Origin of the sequence: Micromonospora sp. DT233 (assembly GCF_049841815.1) — a bacterium.
Lineage (GTDB): Bacteria > Actinomycetota > Actinomycetes > Mycobacteriales > Micromonosporaceae > Micromonospora.
This window is the reverse complement of the sequence record NZ_JBNCLB010000007.1, coordinates 10,715-25,868: the sequence shown is the minus strand read 5'-3', so window position 1 is coordinate 25,868 and position 15,154 is coordinate 10,715. Positions and strand designations below refer to the sequence as shown.

Below are 15,154 nucleotides of genomic sequence, written 5' to 3'. Positions count from 1 at the left end.
GCGCTTTCTCCGCCGCGTACAGCAGACCAGCCGCGCGGGGGTCCGGTCACTCCCGCGCTCTGCCGACCCGGGGTACAGCAGGCGCTACCACCGCCCCGCGCTGATCGCGGTCGGCGTCGCCGTCGTACCGGGTCCCTATGATCTGGCCATGGCGCTGCTGCACCGGGCGGAGATCCGCCCCACCAAGCTCGAGCTCCTGGCGACCTGGCTGCCCCGGCGGCGGTGGTTCGCGGGCGAGGCCGACGCCGCCGTGACGCGGGTCGCGGCATACCGCTTCGACGACCCCGAGGGCCGGGTGGGGATCGAGACCCTGCTGGTGCGCGCCGGTTCCGGGCCAATCCTGCAGGTGCCGCTGACCTACCGGGGCGCGCCCCTGGACGGGGCGCAGTCGTGGCTCGTCGGCACCTTCGAGCACTCGGTGCTGGGCCGGCGCTGGGTCTACGACGCCTGCGGCGACCCGGTCTACGCCGCGGCCCTGGCCGGGGCGATCCTCGCCGACACCGGTCAGGCGGAGGAATACTTCGAGTCCGACGGCCGGCGGGAGCACCGGGCACCCAGCATGGGGATCGCCGCCGATGGCGGCCGGGCGCTCGCCGGCGGTGGGCTCGCCGCCGACGGCGGCCCGGGGCTCGACGTCGGTGGGATCGGCGCGGTCGAGCGGGTCGCCGACGGCGACCCCACCCGCATCCGCACCGGCGCCGTCGAGCTGGCCGTGCTCCGGCTGCTCGGCGGCGACACCGCGCCGGGCGGGGCCCGGCTGACCGGCACGTGGAAGGGGCAGCCGACGCCGCTGCCGCTGGCGTACGCGACCCCCCGCTGACGGCCGCCGCCCGGCATCAGACATTGACCGCTGGGAATAAGTGGTCCTACGCTCGGTGCCGCCGGCTCACGTCCCGCCACAGGGAAGCAGGGCGACACATGCGACGATCAGCGCACCGCTTCAGGCCAGTTCCGCCGAGACGACTGGTGGCCGCCGCCACGGTCGTCCTGTTGGGTGCGACGCTGCCGTTGTCGACCGGCCCCGCCGCCGACGCCGCGCCCCGCGTCCCGGCGTGCAGCGCCGACCCGGCCGCCCGGCTGACGTCGGTGCCAAGCCCGGAGGGCTTCCTCGGCTTCCCGCTCGGCACCGGCCAGCAGCGGGTGGTCACCAACGAGGAGCTGCGCGGCTACCTCGGGGCGGTGGACGCCGCCTCGGACCGGGTCGTCACCGGCAGCCTGGGGACCAGCGCGCTCGGCCGGCCCCTGCCGTACGCGGTGGTCTCCGCCGACCGCCACGTGCGGCGCGGCACCCTGGAGCGCATCGCCGACGACGTGCGCTCGCTGCGCGACCCGCGCCGCACCAGCCCGCGCCGGGCCGACGGAATCGCCGAGCGGGGCCCGGCGATCGTCTGGATCACCGCCAACGTCCACGGCGGGGAGACCAGCGGCGCCGACGCGGCCCTGAAGACGCTCTACGAGCTGGCCGCCGGGCTCTCCTGCGAGGTCGCGCGCCGCAACGACAACGTGGTCACGGTCATCGTGCCGACGCAGAACCCGGACGGCCGCGCCGCCGGACGGCGGCAGAACGAGTACGGCTTCGACCTGAACCGGGACTGGTTCGCCCGCACCCAGCGGGAGACCGACGGCAAGATCGAACTGATGCGGCGGCTCCCGCCGCAGGTCTTCGTCGACGCCCACGAGATGGGCGGCCGGCAATACTTCTTCCCGCCCAACGCCGACCCCATCCACCACGAGATCGCCGGGGAGGCGGTCGACTGGATCAACCGGATCGGCGAGGCCAACAAGGCCGGGTTCGGGTTCAACGGCGCCTGCGGCGGGGCCGTCACCACCGAGTGTTACTTCAACTACTCGACGTACGACCTGTTCTTCATGGGCTACGGCGACACGGTGCCGGCGGCCGGCTTCGGGGCCGCCGGGATGACCTTCGAGAAGGGCAGCGCGTCGACGGTGGCCGACCGGGTCCAGCAGCAGTTCCACACCCAGTGGGCGACCCTGGGCTGGGCGGCGGCGCACCGGCGCGAGGTGCTCGACGGCTACTTCCGCCTCTGGCAGGACGCCCTCACGCAGGGGCGGGCCGGCGCGCTGGAGCCCAACGAGGTGGTCCAGCCGGGCAACACCGTGCAGTTCCCGGTGCCGCAGCAGACCGTCCGGTCGTACTTCCTGCTGCCGGACCGGCAGCTCGCCGACGCCCGCGCGCTGGTGGCCCGGCTGCGCCGGATGGACGTCGAGGTCTACGAGGTGACCAGGCCGGTGCGGCTGCCCACCGCCCGCGCCTACGGCGGGCGGGGCGTGACCGGCCTTACCGTGCCCGAGGGGGCGTACTGGATCCCGATGGACCAGCCCCAGAAGCACTGGATCCAGGCGATCCTGGGCGAGGATGCGTACGCGCCGTTCCCGTACTTCTACGACGTGTCGTCGTGGAGCAATCCCCTGCTGATGGGGCTCAACGCCGTCTGGACCGGCACCGCCGTGCGGCCCCGCGCCCGCCTCGTCGAGCGGATCGAGACCACCGGCGGTGGGCGGGGCTCGGCCGCGCCGCCGTGGGGCTCCTACCGCTACGAGCTGGACTCCGCCGCCGCAGCCGAATTCACCTTCACCCTGCTGGGCCGGGGCGTCGCGCTGGTGCGCGACCCGGGCACCGGCGCGGTCGGCCTGCCGGCCCGCGCGCTGACCGGCGAGCTGGACCGGGCAGCCCGCAGGCTCGGCGTCACGCTCACCCCGCGCCGCACGCCCGCCACCGGCAGCCCGGTCGTCCGGCCGGACGTCGGGCTCTTCGCGGGCACCGGCGTCTCCACCACGTCCGGCTCGCACGGTGAGGCGCGGTACGTGCTCGGCAAGCGGTGGGGGCTGGGCCTGACGCCGGTGACCACCGCCGACATCAACGACAACACGCCGGCCTTCACCGACCGCACCGCGCTCGTCGTCCCCGACGGCAGCAGCCCGACCGGCGGGCTCACCGCCGCCGGGCAGGCCCACCTGCGCGCCTGGGTCGCCGCCGGCAACACCTACCTCGGCGTACGCAACGAGGGCACCCGGCTGGCCCGCGCCGCCGGGCTGACCTCCACCACGGAGCAGCCGAAACCGAGCGGGTACACGGTGATCGGCTCGCACCTGCGGGTCGACGTCGACGGCGACAGCCCGGTGGCGCTGGGCCGCCCGGTTGAGGACTTCCAGTTCAACAACGACGACCCGATCCTGAACCCGAGCAGCACCGGCACGAACGTGCTGCGCTACCCGACTGGCGCAACCTTCTGGGCCAACGGCTACACGGTGGGCCAGGACACGCTGCGAGGGACCGTGGCGCTGGTGGACGAGCCGACCGGCGCTGGTCGGGCGGTGCTCTTCGCGTTCAACCCGCTGTTCCGGGCGTACAACGAGAGCGGTCTGCACTTGGTCGCCAACGCGCTGTTGGCACCGGGCGGCGGGGCGAGGCCATCCGCCGCGCCGCCCCACACGACCGGCGTCGACCCGGCCCGCGCCGCAGCGGCCGCCGCCCCGGCCCCGGCGAACCTCGGCGGTCAGTGGCGGCCGCTGCGCATCGAGGTGGCCGCCGCCGACCTGTCCCGCACGGCGGCGGTCGTCGACCGGTTCACCGACACCGCCCGGGTCTCCGTCGCGGGCGGCTCCGCCCACCTGGTGATCCCCAACCCGGGCGGTCTGCAGGCCGACGAGCACCCGTTCTTCGGTGATTTGGTGCGCGCCCTGCACGACGAGCGGATCCCGCTGCGCTCGGTGGTGGGCTGATGGCGAAAGCGGGAACCCCGCCAGGAAGAGCTCAGGTCACCGTCGCCGGAGCAGCCCACGCTCGATCATGTAGGCGCGCAGCGTCTCGGCATCCTCGTCGGACATCAGGCGGCGGGGGATCACGGTCACCGGCTTCCGGCCGACGTTCACGACCCAGAACTCGGGGGTGTCCCGCACCTCGGTGACCCCGTCCCAGGCGATGCCGGCGGACTCCGAGCCGCTGCGCATCATGATGTTCTCGTCGGTGATGTCGTAGGCCCCCTCGACGGCGTAGCGACCGGAGCGGCGTCGAGCGCGCCACCGCACCCACGGCGGATACAACATCGACAGCGTGCCTACCACCAGCATCGACAGCCACAGCGGCGGAAGTCGCGGACCCAACCCGAAGCCCCACAGGAGGACGAAGCCGATCACCCCGTACGCGAAGAGCACCTGGCCGATGTCTCGGTACCTGCGCAGCCGCACGCTTCCGAGCGCAGCGGCCACCCGGCCCGGATAGGCGGGATCGGCGGGGACGTCAAAGCGGATGTGCACACCAGCACGATAGTGCCCCCACCGGCGCACCGGAGCGCCTGGCTTTCCCCGCCGGCCGCTTCGTCGGGCCGCCCGCTGTCGGCGGTAGACCCGGTTCTCCGGCGGGCGGCCCACCTGTCACGCTGCTCTCCTTCCCCAGAAGCAGGACGACGTCGACCGAGGCGGAGCACATGACGGACAGGGCGTGGCACCGCAGTGGTACTCCGCTCCCGGTCTGCTCGCGTGATTCTGTGGTGGAGTTGATTACGGTGCTGCCCACATCCGGCACGTTCGTGGTCGCCCGCCTCGACGGCACGAGGATGGCCGACGCCGCCCAAATCTTTTATGACTTCTCGGACGCCTTGCTCTTCCCCAGCTACTTCGGCTGGAACTGGAGCGCGCTGTCCGACTGTCTCAGGGATCTGCAATGGCTGCCGGCGGACGGCTACCTGGTGATCATCGAAGACGCGCCTCGGATACTGCCGGAGAGCGCCCCGGAGCGGCACACACTCTTCCGCGTCCTCGCCGGGGTGGTCGACCACTGGGCCAGTCCGCTGGGCCAACCGGCGGGGAAGGCGGTCCCGTTCACGGTGCTGCTGCTGTGTGACCGAGACGAGGACGCGGCGCGGCTGCGGCAGGACATCGCCCGAGCGCTTCACGACGCGCGCTAAAAGGCGAGCGAAGTACCCCGACGAGCTACGTCCGCGCTGTGCGCTTCTATCGCGAGTCGGACCGGAGCCCGTGATCCGGCGTCCGGTTGGAGTACCAACCCGACGCTCCGACGATATCCACAGGCCGATGACCTGCCACTTCCTGCATCCCGCCGATGCGTACCGAACGCTTCGTCGCCTTGGTGCGATCGTTTGTCGAAGATCAGTTGGAATGTTGTGGGTCCTGCGTATACGGCCTTACGCTGCCACGAGTCGGGAGTCGGGTCATCGCTTCTCGTCGTCGAGCAGTTCGCGGCGCCAACCGCGCCGAGGATCGCCTCGTCTGGCTGTTCACGCTGCTCTTGATCGGTGTTTCGGCCGGCTACGGGGCGGGCGCGGTGGCGAACACGCTGCTGCTGGCCGCCGCCGGCAGGGTGGCCGACCTGCGGCTGATCCGGCTGGCCGGAGCGACCCGGAGGCAGGTCATCTGGCTGGTTACGGCCGAGTCCGCCCTGGTGGTGCTGATCGGCGCTCTGCTCGGAGGGGCTGTCGCGTTCGTCGGTCTGCTGAGCGTCCGTGCCGGCCTGGCCGAGCAGGCCGGCGTACCGGTCGACCTGGTGGTGCCGTGGTCGGTGGTCGGCGGGGTGGTGGGTCTCTGCCTGCTACTGGCGGTGCTGGCGAGCGCGTTGCCGACCTGGCGGTCACTGGGTCACCGTCCCGGGCAATCGCCCATCGGCATCACGGGATGAACGCGGGCACCACGCGGGCTAACGGAACAGCGTGTCGAGCCAGCGCAGCTGCCGCCGGCTGTGCACGGCCTCGCCGCCCTCATGGCCGTTGAACGGGTACGTGTGCAGCTCGTTCGCGGCCGGGGTCGGCCGGCCGGTCGCGGCGCCGTACTGGTTGTAGGCGGCGAAGCCGGTGCTCGGCGGGCAGACGTTGTCCCGCAGACCGATGCCGAAGTGCGCCGGGGCGCTCGCCCGGCGGGCGAAGGTGACGCCGTCGACGTAGGACAGGGTGTGCCGTACCGCCGGCTCGGCCTCCCGGTGCACGGCCAGGTAGCGGACGATGTCGCCGTACGGGGAGGCGTCGGTGAGCTCGATGGCCCGCTGCACGTCGCAGAGGAACGGCGCGGAGGTCAGCAGCGCCGCGAGGTCGCCGACCAGGCCGGCGACGGCCAGGGCGAGGCCGCCGCCCTGGCTGTTGCCGGCCGCTGCGACCCGGGCCGGGTCCACCCCCGGCAGGGCCCGCAGCGCGTCGACCGCCCGGACCGCGTCGGTGATCAGCCGGCGGTAGTAGTAGTCCTGCGGGTCGAGGATGCCCCGGGTGGCGGGCGACGGGCCGCCGGGCGCGCCGTGCCGGTCGGGGGTGTCGCCGGTGGCGTGCAACCCGGCCTGTCCCCGGCTGTCCATCAGCAGGTGCGCGTACCCGGCGACCGGCCACAGCAGCCGCTCGTGGGGCAGGGCGCGCCCGCGCCCGTAGCCGACGAACTCCACCACGGCGGGCAGGGCCTCGCTCACCCCGGCGGGGCGGGTGTACCAGGCACGCACCGGGTCGCCGCCGAAGCCGGCGAAGGTGACGTCCCAGGAGTCGACCAGGCGCAGGTCGGTGCGCTCCGGCCGCACGTCGACCAGGACCGGCCGGCGGGCGGCGTCGGCGAGGGTGCGCCGCCAGAACTCGTCGAAGTCGGTGGGCTCGACGACGGTGGGCGCGTACCGCCGGAGCTGGTCGGGCGGAAGGTCGAACGGGGACATGGCTCCTCGCAGGGGTTGACGGCCGGGGTCGAAAGCGACCCCGAGAGCGTCCGGAACTTTCGGCGGCAGAAATCCCGGTCGACGGACGAAGACCATGACGTACGTCAATCACTCTACGGCCATCTCCCCACCGCTCACCATGGTCGGCACTGGCGGTCACCCTGCCCCGTCCCTTGACGTTACCCATTGATGCCCCTAAGTTTCCGAGAAGACATCGGCGAGTTTTCTGAAACTTCCGGATCGGGTCGCCGCCGTAACGCCATCGCCTGTCGCGGCGCGGGGACGTGCTCGCAGCTAAGGGGTCGGGTATGAGAGGTACGCGCCGCCGCGCGGTGGCGGAGAACCGCTCCGACCCGCCGAGACGTCGCCGCGGTCAGAGCTGGCGGCGGGCCCTGCGCCGGGACTGGCAGCTCTATTCGCTGGCCGTCGCGCCGCTGCTGTTCTTCCTGGTCTTCCGCTACCTGCCGATGGCCGGCAACGTGATCGCGTTCCGCCGGTTCCGGCCCGGCGGCAGCATCTTCGGCGACTACTGGGTGGGCCTGCGGTACGTGGAGATGTTCCTCAACGACCCGACATTCTGGAAGGTCTTCGGCAACACTCTGGTGCTGGGCGCGCTGACCCTGCTGTTCTGCTTCCCGCTGCCGATAGTGCTGGCGCTGCTGCTCAACGAGGTCCGCACCGGCCGGCTCAAGCGCTTCGTGCAGTCCGTGTCCTACCTGCCGCACTTCCTCTCCACCGTGATCGTGGCGGCCATGGTGATGCAGTTGCTCTCCGTGGACGGCACGGTCAACCAGCTCGTCCGCGGCGTGGGCGGCGACCCGGTGTCGTTCCTGCAGCAGCCGGAGTGGTTCCGCAGCGTCTACGTCTCCTCGGAGGTCTGGCAGACCGTCGGCTGGGGCACGATCCTCTACCTCGCCGCCCTCACCACCATCGACGACAACCTCTACGAGGCGGCCCGGACGGACGGGGCCAACCGGTGGCGGCAGACCTGGCACGTGACGCTGCCCGGCCTCCGGCCGACCATGGTGACGCTGCTCATCCTCAACATCGGCACCTTCATGGCGGTCGGCTTCGAGAAGATCCTGCTGCTGTACAACCCGTTGACGTACCCGACGGCCGACGTGGTCTCCACGTACCTGTTCCGGATGGGCTTCGAGTCCAGCAACTTCAGCTACGCCGCCGCCATCGGGCTCTTCGAGGCGGTCATCGGGCTGATCCTGGTCCTGTCGGCCAACACGATCTCCCGCCGCACGGTCGGGACGAGCCTGTGGTGAGCGCCGGTCGGCGGCGCGGCATCCGGCCGACCCGGGGCTACCGGGTCTTCCAGGCCGTCAACGCGCTGATCCTGACCGGCGTGGTGGTCGTGACCCTCTACCCGTTCGTCAACATCGTGGCCCGCTCGCTGAGCGAGGAGGCGTACATCATCGCCGGGAAGGTCAACCTGGTGCCCCGGGGGTTCGACCTGACCGCGTACCGGCTGGTGATGTCCGACCCGATGTTCTGGACCAACTACCGCAACACCGTGCTCTACACGGTGGTCGCCACCGCCATCTCGATCGTGCTGACCACCTGCTACGCGTACGTGCTCTCCAAGCCCCGGCTCAAGGGGCGCGGGATGCTCGTCGGCATCGCGGTCTTCACCATGTTCTTCTCCGGCGGGCTGATCCCCAACTACGTGCTGATCACCAGCCTGGGCATGAAGAACAGCATCTGGGCGGTGGTGCTGCCCAATGCCGTCAACGTGTTCAACCTGCTGGTGATGAAGGCGTTCTTCGAGAGCCTGCCGGCGGAGTTGGAGGAGGCGGCGGCCGTCGACGGGCTGAGCACGTACGGCACCCTGTGGCGGATCGTGCTGCCGCTGTCGAAGGCCGTCATCGCCACGATGGTGCTCTTCTACGCGGTGTCGTTCTGGAACTCGTGGTTCACCGCCTTCCTCTACCTCGACCAGCAGGACCTGCTCCCGGTCACCGTCTACCTGCGCAACCTGATCGCCGGGGCCACCGGCGCGCAGTCGGCCGGCGGGGTCGCCGACGCCGACGCCATTCAGGCGGCGGTCACCCTGCAGTCCGTGACCACCGTGCTCACCACCCTGCCGATCCTGGCGGTGTACCCATTCATCCAGCGGTACTTCGTCTCCGGCGTGATGCTCGGCGCGGTCAAGGGCTAGCCCACCTCCCCCACCACCAAACCGAAAGGACGGCCATGCTTCATCGCACGTGGCGCCGCGTGGCGATCGCCACCGCCGCCCTGCTCACCCTGGGTGTCGTCGCCTGCTCCGAGGAGGAGACCGACGCCAGCGACCTCTCCGCGAACCGCGCCGGCTCGATGGCCGAGTACGGCGTCGGGGACCAGTTCAAGGCCACCGACCCGCTCTCCTTCTCCATCCTCTACAACAACCACACGTTCTATCCGCTGAAGCAGGACTGGCTGTTCTGGTCGGAGCTCACCAAGCGGACCAACGTGACGTTCGAGCCGGTCGCCGTGCCGCTGAGCGACTACGAGCAGAAGCGCAGCCTGCTCATCGGCGCCGGTGACGCCCCGCTGATCATCCCGAAGACGTACCACCCGGCGGAGAACGCGTTCGTCTCCTCCGGGGCGATCCTGCCGGTGAGCGACTACCTGGACCTGATGCCCCACTTCAAGGACAAGCTCGCGAAGTGGAACCTGAAGCCGGAGATCGACGCGCTGCGCCAGTCCGACGGCAAGTTCTACCTGCTGCCCGGCATCGACGAACAGCCCACGCAGGAATACTCGCTGCTGGTCCGCACCGACATCCTCGCCGAGCTCGGCCTGCAGGTCCCGAAGACCTGGGACGACGTGTACGCGATGCTCAAGGCGATGAAGGCGAAGTACCCCGCCTCGTACCCGTTCTCCGACCGGTGGGGCAAGCCCACCCCGGGCGGGGCCCTGTTGAACTTCCTCGGCGGGTCCTTCGGCACCCAGGCGGGCTGGAACTACCAGCACGCGACGTGGGTGCCGAGCGAGAAGAAGTTCGTCTACACCGGCGCCAGTGAGCAGTACAGGCAGATGCTGCAGTACCTCAACAAGCTGGTGGCCGAGGGGCTGCTCGACCCGGAGAGCTTCACCCAGAGCGACGACGCCGCCCGGCAGAAGCTCGCCAACGGCAAGTCCTTCGTCATCAGCGGCAACGCGCAGACGCTGGTCAACGAGAACCGGCCGGATCTGGCGAAGGCGCTGCCGAAGGCGAAGCTCGCCAAGATCCCGCTCCCGGTCGGCCCGGCCGGGGAGGTCAACCCCGCCAGCCGTACGTCCAGCGGCGGCATCATGATCTCCTCGAAGGCCCGCAACAGCAAGAACTTCGTCGCGATGATGCAGCTCGTCGACTGGCTCTGGTACTCCGACGCCGGTCAGGAGTTCGCCCGGTGGGGCGTCGAGGGGACCACCTGGACCCGCGACGCCAGCGGCAAGCGGACCTTGTCCCCGGAGATCGACATGGTCGGGATCAACCCCAAGGCGAGCAAGCACCTGCAGAAGGACTTCGGCTTCCACAACGGGGTGTTCACCTACGGCGGCCCGACCGAGCTGTCGCGGTCGTTCTTCTCCCCGGAGGAGCAGGAGTTCCAGAAGGTGATGAGCGCCCGGACCCCGATCCCGGTCGCGCCGCCGGCCCCGCTCACCGATGAAGAACGCGAGCAGGCGTCGCTCTGGGAGACCCCGCTGCGGGACTTCGTCACCCAGAACACGCTGCGGTTCATCCTCGGCCAGCGCCCCCTGAGCGAGTGGGACGCCTACGTCGCCGAGCTGCGGGCCAAGAACTCCGACCAGCACGTGGCGCTGGTCAACAAGGCCTACGAGCGCTACCAGAAGGAGAACGGCTGACCCACCGCCTTGCGGCCGGGCCCGGTCTCGGGTCCGGCCGCAAGCGGCGGCTGCTCGCAGAGAGGACCGGAAGACGATGATGCGGATCACTGTTCCCGACCGGCCGACCGGTCGGCTGACCGACGCCTGGCGGGCCTGCGTCGGCACCGGCCGGTTCGACCTGGCCCTGCGCCGCGACTACCAGGACTCGCTGGCCCTCGTCCAGCGCGACATCGGCTTCCGGCACATCCGCGGGCACGGGCTGCTCAGCGACGGCGTCGGCGTGCACCGCCCGTACGAGCACCGGGGCGACCGCCGGACCCGGTACGCCTTCACCTACGTCGACCAGGTGATCGACTCCTACCTGGAGCTCGGCATCCGCCCCTTCCTGGAACTGGGCTTCATGCCCTCGGCGCTGGCCTCCGGCGACCAGACGGTCTTCTGGTGGCGGGGCAACGTCACCCCGCCGAGCTCCTGGTCGCGGTGGGCGGAGCTGGTCCGCGCCACGGTGGCGCACCTGGTCGACCGGTACGGGCTGGCCGAGGTGCGCGGCTGGCCGATCGAGGTGTGGAACGAGCCGAACCTGACCCACTTCTGGGCCGGCGCGGACCGCGCCGCCTACCACCGGCTCTACGAGGTCTCCGCGCACACGGTCAAGGACGTCGACGCCGAACTGCAGGTCGGCGGCCCGGCCATCTCCCCCGGCGCCGACGAGTGGCTGGCGCCGTTCGCCGAGTTCGTCACCGACCGGGCGGTGCCGGTGGACTTCGTCAGCCGGCACGCCTACACCTCCGGCCCCGCCCAGCACGTGCCGTTCGGCACCCACCAGGCCCTGGCCCCGGCGGCGGAGCTGCTGGAGCAGTTCGCCGCGCCCCGCCGGCACCTGCGGGGCACCGCCCTGGCCGACCTGCCGGTGCACATCACCGAATTCAACTCCTCCTACCGGCCCGACAACCCGATCCACGACACCGCGTTCCACGCCGCGTACCTCGCCCCGGTGCTGGCCGGCGGCGGCGACCTGGTCGACTCCTTCTCGTACTGGACGTTCAGCGACGTCTTCGAGGAGGAGGGGGTGCCGAGCGCGCTGTTCCACGGCGGGTTCGGCCTGCTCACCCACCGCCAGATCAAGAAACCCACCTACCACCTGTACGCGTTCATGGCCCGCCTCGGGGCCGAGGTCCTGGCGCGCGGGGCGGACCACCTGGTCACCCGCCACCCCGACGGGCGGGTCGCGGTGCTGGCCTGGGCCCCGGTGGACGTCACCGGCCGGGAGCCGGTGCCCGAGCGGCACACCCTGGCGCTGTCGATCCCGCTCGCTCCGCCCGGCCTGGCGTCGGCGTACGTGGCCCGCTCGTCGGTCGGCGAGGAGGCCGGCAACGCCTGGGCCGCCTGGGGCGAGCTGGGCCGCCCCCAGTCCCCCACGGCCCGCCAGCTCGACGCGCTGCGGGAGGCCGCCGAGCCGGCCCGTACCCACCGGGCCCTGCCGGTCGCGGCCGGGCGGGTCGCGCTCGACCTGACCCTGTCCCGGCACGAGGTGACCCTGGTCGAGCTGACCCCGGTGCGCGACGAGACCCCGCCGTGGTGGGACGAGCGCCGGCTGCTCGGCGGGCCGGACGAGGCGACGCCCGCCACGGCCGAGGCGACGCCCGAGACCGCGGCGACGCCCGAGACCGCGGCGACGCCGGAGGCCGGGCGGGAGCGGCGGCCGTGAGCGGCGCGCGGCAGCTCTCGCGGGAGTTCGGCACCGGGCCGCTGTCGCGGGCCGCCGCGCTCGTGCACACCCTGCTGGTGGTGGAGCTGCTGCTGCTGGCCACCACCCTGCCCGCCCTGCTCCCGCTGGCCCTGCTCGACCGGGACGCCAGCAACCTGCCGCTGGTGGCGGTCTGCCTGGTCCCGGTCGGTCCGGCGCTCTCCGCCGCCCTGTACGCCCTGCGCCACCAGCGGCTCGACCTGACCGACCTGCGGCCGTCCGCCGTCTTCTGGCGGGGGTACCGGGCGAACCTGGCGGGCGTGCTGCGGATCTGGGTGCCGGCGCTGCTCTGGCTGACCGTCATCGCGGTGAGCCTCGCCCACCGCGCCGCCGCCGGGGTGCCGCCCTGGTGGACGGCGCTGCTGGTGCTGGTCGCCGCGGGGGTGCTCCTCGGCACGGCGAACGCCCTGGTGATCGTCACCCTGTTCCACTTCCGGACCCGCGACGTGCTCCGGCTGGCCGCGCACTTCCTCGCCCGCGCCCCCGGCGTCGCGGTCGGCACCGCCGTGCTGCTGCTGGCCGCTGCCGGGGTCACCGCCGTCGGCTCCGACGCGGTGCTGGCGCTGCTCGGCTCGGTGCTGGCCCTGGCGCTGCTGCGGATCGCCGAACCCATGATCATCTCGATCCGGAAGGAGTTCACCGCATGAGCGACGGCAACGCCGCCTGGCTGCACCCGGAGGCGTTCCGCCCGCTCGGTTCGCGCCGCGTCCTGGTCCACGGTGCCGGCGTGCTGGTCGACACCGTCTTCGACGAGGTGGCGCGGGCCTGCGCCGCGTACGGCGGGCGGGCCCGGCGCTCCGGCGAGGCCGCAGCGGGGCCCACCGACCTGGCACCCGCCTCGGCGTCCGCCGGGGCGGTGAACGCCGACACCGGGCCGGTGGACGCCGCGCCGTCACCCGCCGGGCAGGTGGACGCCGGCACCGTCCCGACGGACGCGGACGCCGACGCCGGACCGGCGGACGCCGGCAGTGACACCGGCGTCGACCTGGTGCTCGCCCTGCGCGACGCCGCCTGGCCCGGGGCGGTCGACGGCGCGGCGCCGGGCGACGAGGGGTTCCTGCTGACCCGCCGCGACGACGTGCCGGTGGTGCTGGCCGACGCGCCGGCCGGCCTGCTGTACGGCCTGTTCCACCTGGTCCGCCTCGGCGAGTCGGCCTTCGACGCCACCCGGCCGCCGCAGCGCCACCGGCCGGCGACGGCGCTGCGCATGCTCGACCACTGGGACAACGTCGACGTGCACCCGGTGATGGGGCAGGTCGAGCGGGGCTACGCCGGTGGATCGATCTTCTGGCGCGACGGCGCGGCGCGCGGTGACCGGGCCCGGCTGCGCCACTACGCGCGGCTGCTGGCCGCCAGCGGCGTCAACGCGATCTCGGTGAACAACGTCAACGTGCACGCCACCGAGGCCCGGCTACTCACCGGCCGACTCGGCGAGGTGGCCGAGATCGCCGACGTGCTGCGGCCGTACGGCATCCGGGTGCACCTGTCGGTGACCTTCGCCGCCCCGATCGTCCTCGGTGGCCTGCCCACCGCCGACCCGTGCGACGAGGCGGTGCGCCGGTGGTGGGCGGCCACCACCCGGCGGGTGTACGCGCGCATCCCCGACTTCGGCGGCTACCTGGTCAAGGCCGACTCCGAGGGGCAGCCGGGCCCGTTCAGCTACGGGCGCAGCCACGCCGACGGGGCGAACGTGCTGGCCGACGCGCTCGCCCCGCACGGCGGGCTGGTGCACTGGCGGGCGTTCGTCTACAACCACCACCAGGACTGGCGCGACCGGTCGACCGACCGGGCGCGGGCCGCCCACGACCACTTCGCCCCGCTCGACGGGTTGTTCCGCGACAACGTGATCCTGCAGGTCAAGCACGGCCCGGTCGACTTCCAGCCGCGCGAGCCGGTCTCCCCGGTCCTCGCGGCGATGCCGGCGACCCGGATGGCCGTCGAGTTCCAGGTCACCCAGGAGTACACCGGCCAGCAGCGGCACGTCTGCTACCTCGGCCCGGCGTGGCGCGAGGTGCTGCGCTTCGCGCCCTGGGGCCCGGGTGGGCCGAGCATCGCCGACGTCGCCGCCGGCCGGCGGGGCCCGGCCGGGCCGGCCGAAGACGAGCCGGGCCGGGACGGGCCGGGCGCGGCCGGGCCTGGTGCTGCAGGGCCTGGTACGGACGGGGCTGGTGCGGTCGGGGGCGGGCTGGTGGCCGTCGCCAACGTGGGCGACGACCCGTTCTGGACCGGGCACCCCCTGGCCCAGGCCAACCTGTACGCCTTCGGCCGGCTGGCCTGGGACCCCGAGCGGGATCCGCTGGCCGTGCTGGACGAGTGGATCGGGCTGACCTTCCCGGCGTCGGCGACCGGGGATCCGGCGCTGGTGCGGGAGACCCTGCACGCCGTGATGGACGACTCGTGGCGGTGCTACGAGCGCTACACCGCCCCGCTGGGCGTGGGCTTCATGGTCCAGCCCGGCGACCACTACGGCCCCGACGTGGACGGCTACGAGTACAGCCGGTGGGGCACCTACCACTTCGCCGACCGCGACGGCGTGGGCGTGGACCGGAGCCGGGCCACCGGCACCGGCTTCACCAGCCAGTACCCGCCGCCCTGGTCGGCGGTGTACGAGTCGGCCGAGAGCTGCCCCGACGAGTTGCTGCTCTTCTTCCACCACGTGCCCTACGACCACGTCCTGCACAGCGGCTCGACCGTCATCCAGCACATCTACGACACCCACTTCGCCGGGGTAGAGCAGGTGTTGGCGATGCGGCAGCGGTGGCGGGCGCTCGACGGGGTGATCGACGCGGCCGTGTACGAGCGGGTGGCCGAGCGCCTCGACGAGCAGGTCCGCAGCGCCATCGAGTGGCGGGACCAGATCAACACGTACTTCTTCCGCAAGTCCGGGGTCCCGGACCGGCGGCACCGCCGCATCTACTGACCGG

Annotated in this window: 12 protein-coding genes; 10 read left to right on the top strand and 2 right to left on the bottom strand. The window is 72.3% G+C overall.

Features of this window, described 5'->3' with window-relative positions; genetic code table 11:
- Nucleotides 1–148: 148 nt before the first annotated feature.
- Both ACLQ2V_RS17155 and ACLQ2V_RS17150 read left to right on the top strand, forming a co-directional pair.
- A complete protein-coding gene (locus ACLQ2V_RS17155) occupies nucleotides 149–820 on the top strand; it encodes a CG0192-related protein (RefSeq protein ID WP_425719496.1) in 672 nt (223 codons plus the stop codon).
- Between the two features lie 98 nt (nucleotides 821–918).
- On the top strand, nucleotides 919–3,744 hold the full coding sequence (locus tag ACLQ2V_RS17150) for a M14 family zinc carboxypeptidase (RefSeq protein ID WP_425719495.1): 2,826 nt from the start codon (nucleotides 919–921) through the stop codon (nucleotides 3,742–3,744).
- Between the two features lie 36 nt (nucleotides 3,745–3,780).
- Here the strand turns inward: ACLQ2V_RS17150 and ACLQ2V_RS17145 are convergent, their stop codons facing one another.
- A complete protein-coding gene (locus tag ACLQ2V_RS17145) occupies nucleotides 3,781–4,278 on the bottom strand; it encodes a YcxB family protein (RefSeq protein ID WP_425719494.1) in 498 nt (165 codons plus the stop codon).
- A 230-nt stretch (nucleotides 4,279–4,508) separates the two neighbouring features.
- Here ACLQ2V_RS17145 and ACLQ2V_RS17140 point away from each other — a divergent pair, with 230 nt between their 5' ends.
- The gene (locus ACLQ2V_RS17140) at nucleotides 4,509–4,928 is read left to right on the top strand and encodes a barstar family protein (RefSeq protein WP_425719493.1); all 420 of its coding nucleotides are present in this window, start codon (nucleotides 4,509–4,511) and stop codon (nucleotides 4,926–4,928) included.
- 155 nt (nucleotides 4,929–5,083) lie between these two features.
- Nucleotides 5,084–5,656: an FtsX-like permease family protein gene (locus ACLQ2V_RS17135; protein ID WP_425719492.1), complete on the top strand. Its 573-nt coding sequence runs from the start codon at nucleotides 5,084–5,086 to the stop codon at nucleotides 5,654–5,656.
- A gap of 18 nt (nucleotides 5,657–5,674) precedes the next feature.
- Here ACLQ2V_RS17135 and ACLQ2V_RS17130 read toward each other — a convergent pair whose 3' ends face one another.
- On the bottom strand, nucleotides 5,675–6,661 hold the full coding sequence (locus ACLQ2V_RS17130) for an acetylxylan esterase (protein ID WP_425719491.1): 987 nt from the start codon (nucleotides 6,659–6,661) through the stop codon (nucleotides 5,675–5,677).
- Between the two features lie 308 nt (nucleotides 6,662–6,969).
- On the opposite strand from ACLQ2V_RS17130, the gene ACLQ2V_RS17125 reads away from it, so the two are divergent.
- The 6 genes from ACLQ2V_RS17125 (at nucleotide 6,970) to ACLQ2V_RS17100 (ending at nucleotide 15,150) form a co-directional block, all read left to right on the top strand.
- On the top strand, nucleotides 6,970–7,935 hold the full coding sequence (locus ACLQ2V_RS17125; RefSeq protein ID WP_425719490.1) for an ABC transporter permease: 966 nt from the start codon (nucleotides 6,970–6,972) through the stop codon (nucleotides 7,933–7,935).
- Nucleotides 7,932–8,828, top strand: coding sequence for a carbohydrate ABC transporter permease (locus ACLQ2V_RS17120; RefSeq protein ID WP_425719489.1), 897 nt, complete (start codon nucleotides 7,932–7,934; stop codon nucleotides 8,826–8,828). The genes ACLQ2V_RS17125 and ACLQ2V_RS17120 overlap by 4 nt, the downstream gene beginning before the upstream one ends.
- A 59-nt stretch (nucleotides 8,829–8,887) precedes the next feature.
- Nucleotides 8,888–10,501 (top strand): extracellular solute-binding protein, encoded by a 1,614-nt coding sequence (locus tag ACLQ2V_RS17115; RefSeq protein WP_425719488.1) that lies wholly within the window; start codon nucleotides 8,888–8,890, stop codon nucleotides 10,499–10,501.
- A gap of 79 nt (nucleotides 10,502–10,580) precedes the next feature.
- Nucleotides 10,581–12,191: a GH39 family glycosyl hydrolase gene (locus tag ACLQ2V_RS17110; RefSeq protein ID WP_425719487.1), complete on the top strand. Its 1,611-nt coding sequence runs from the start codon at nucleotides 10,581–10,583 to the stop codon at nucleotides 12,189–12,191.
- Nucleotides 12,188–12,877, top strand: a complete 690-nt coding sequence (locus ACLQ2V_RS17105; RefSeq protein ID WP_425719486.1) for a hypothetical protein — start codon at nucleotides 12,188–12,190, stop codon at nucleotides 12,875–12,877. Before ACLQ2V_RS17110 ends, ACLQ2V_RS17105 begins: the two co-directional genes overlap by 4 nt.
- On the top strand, nucleotides 12,874–15,150 hold the full coding sequence (locus tag ACLQ2V_RS17100) for an alpha-glucuronidase (RefSeq protein ID WP_425719485.1): 2,277 nt from the start codon (nucleotides 12,874–12,876) through the stop codon (nucleotides 15,148–15,150). The genes ACLQ2V_RS17105 and ACLQ2V_RS17100 overlap by 4 nt, the downstream gene beginning before the upstream one ends.
- Nucleotides 15,151–15,154 lie beyond the last annotated feature (4 nt).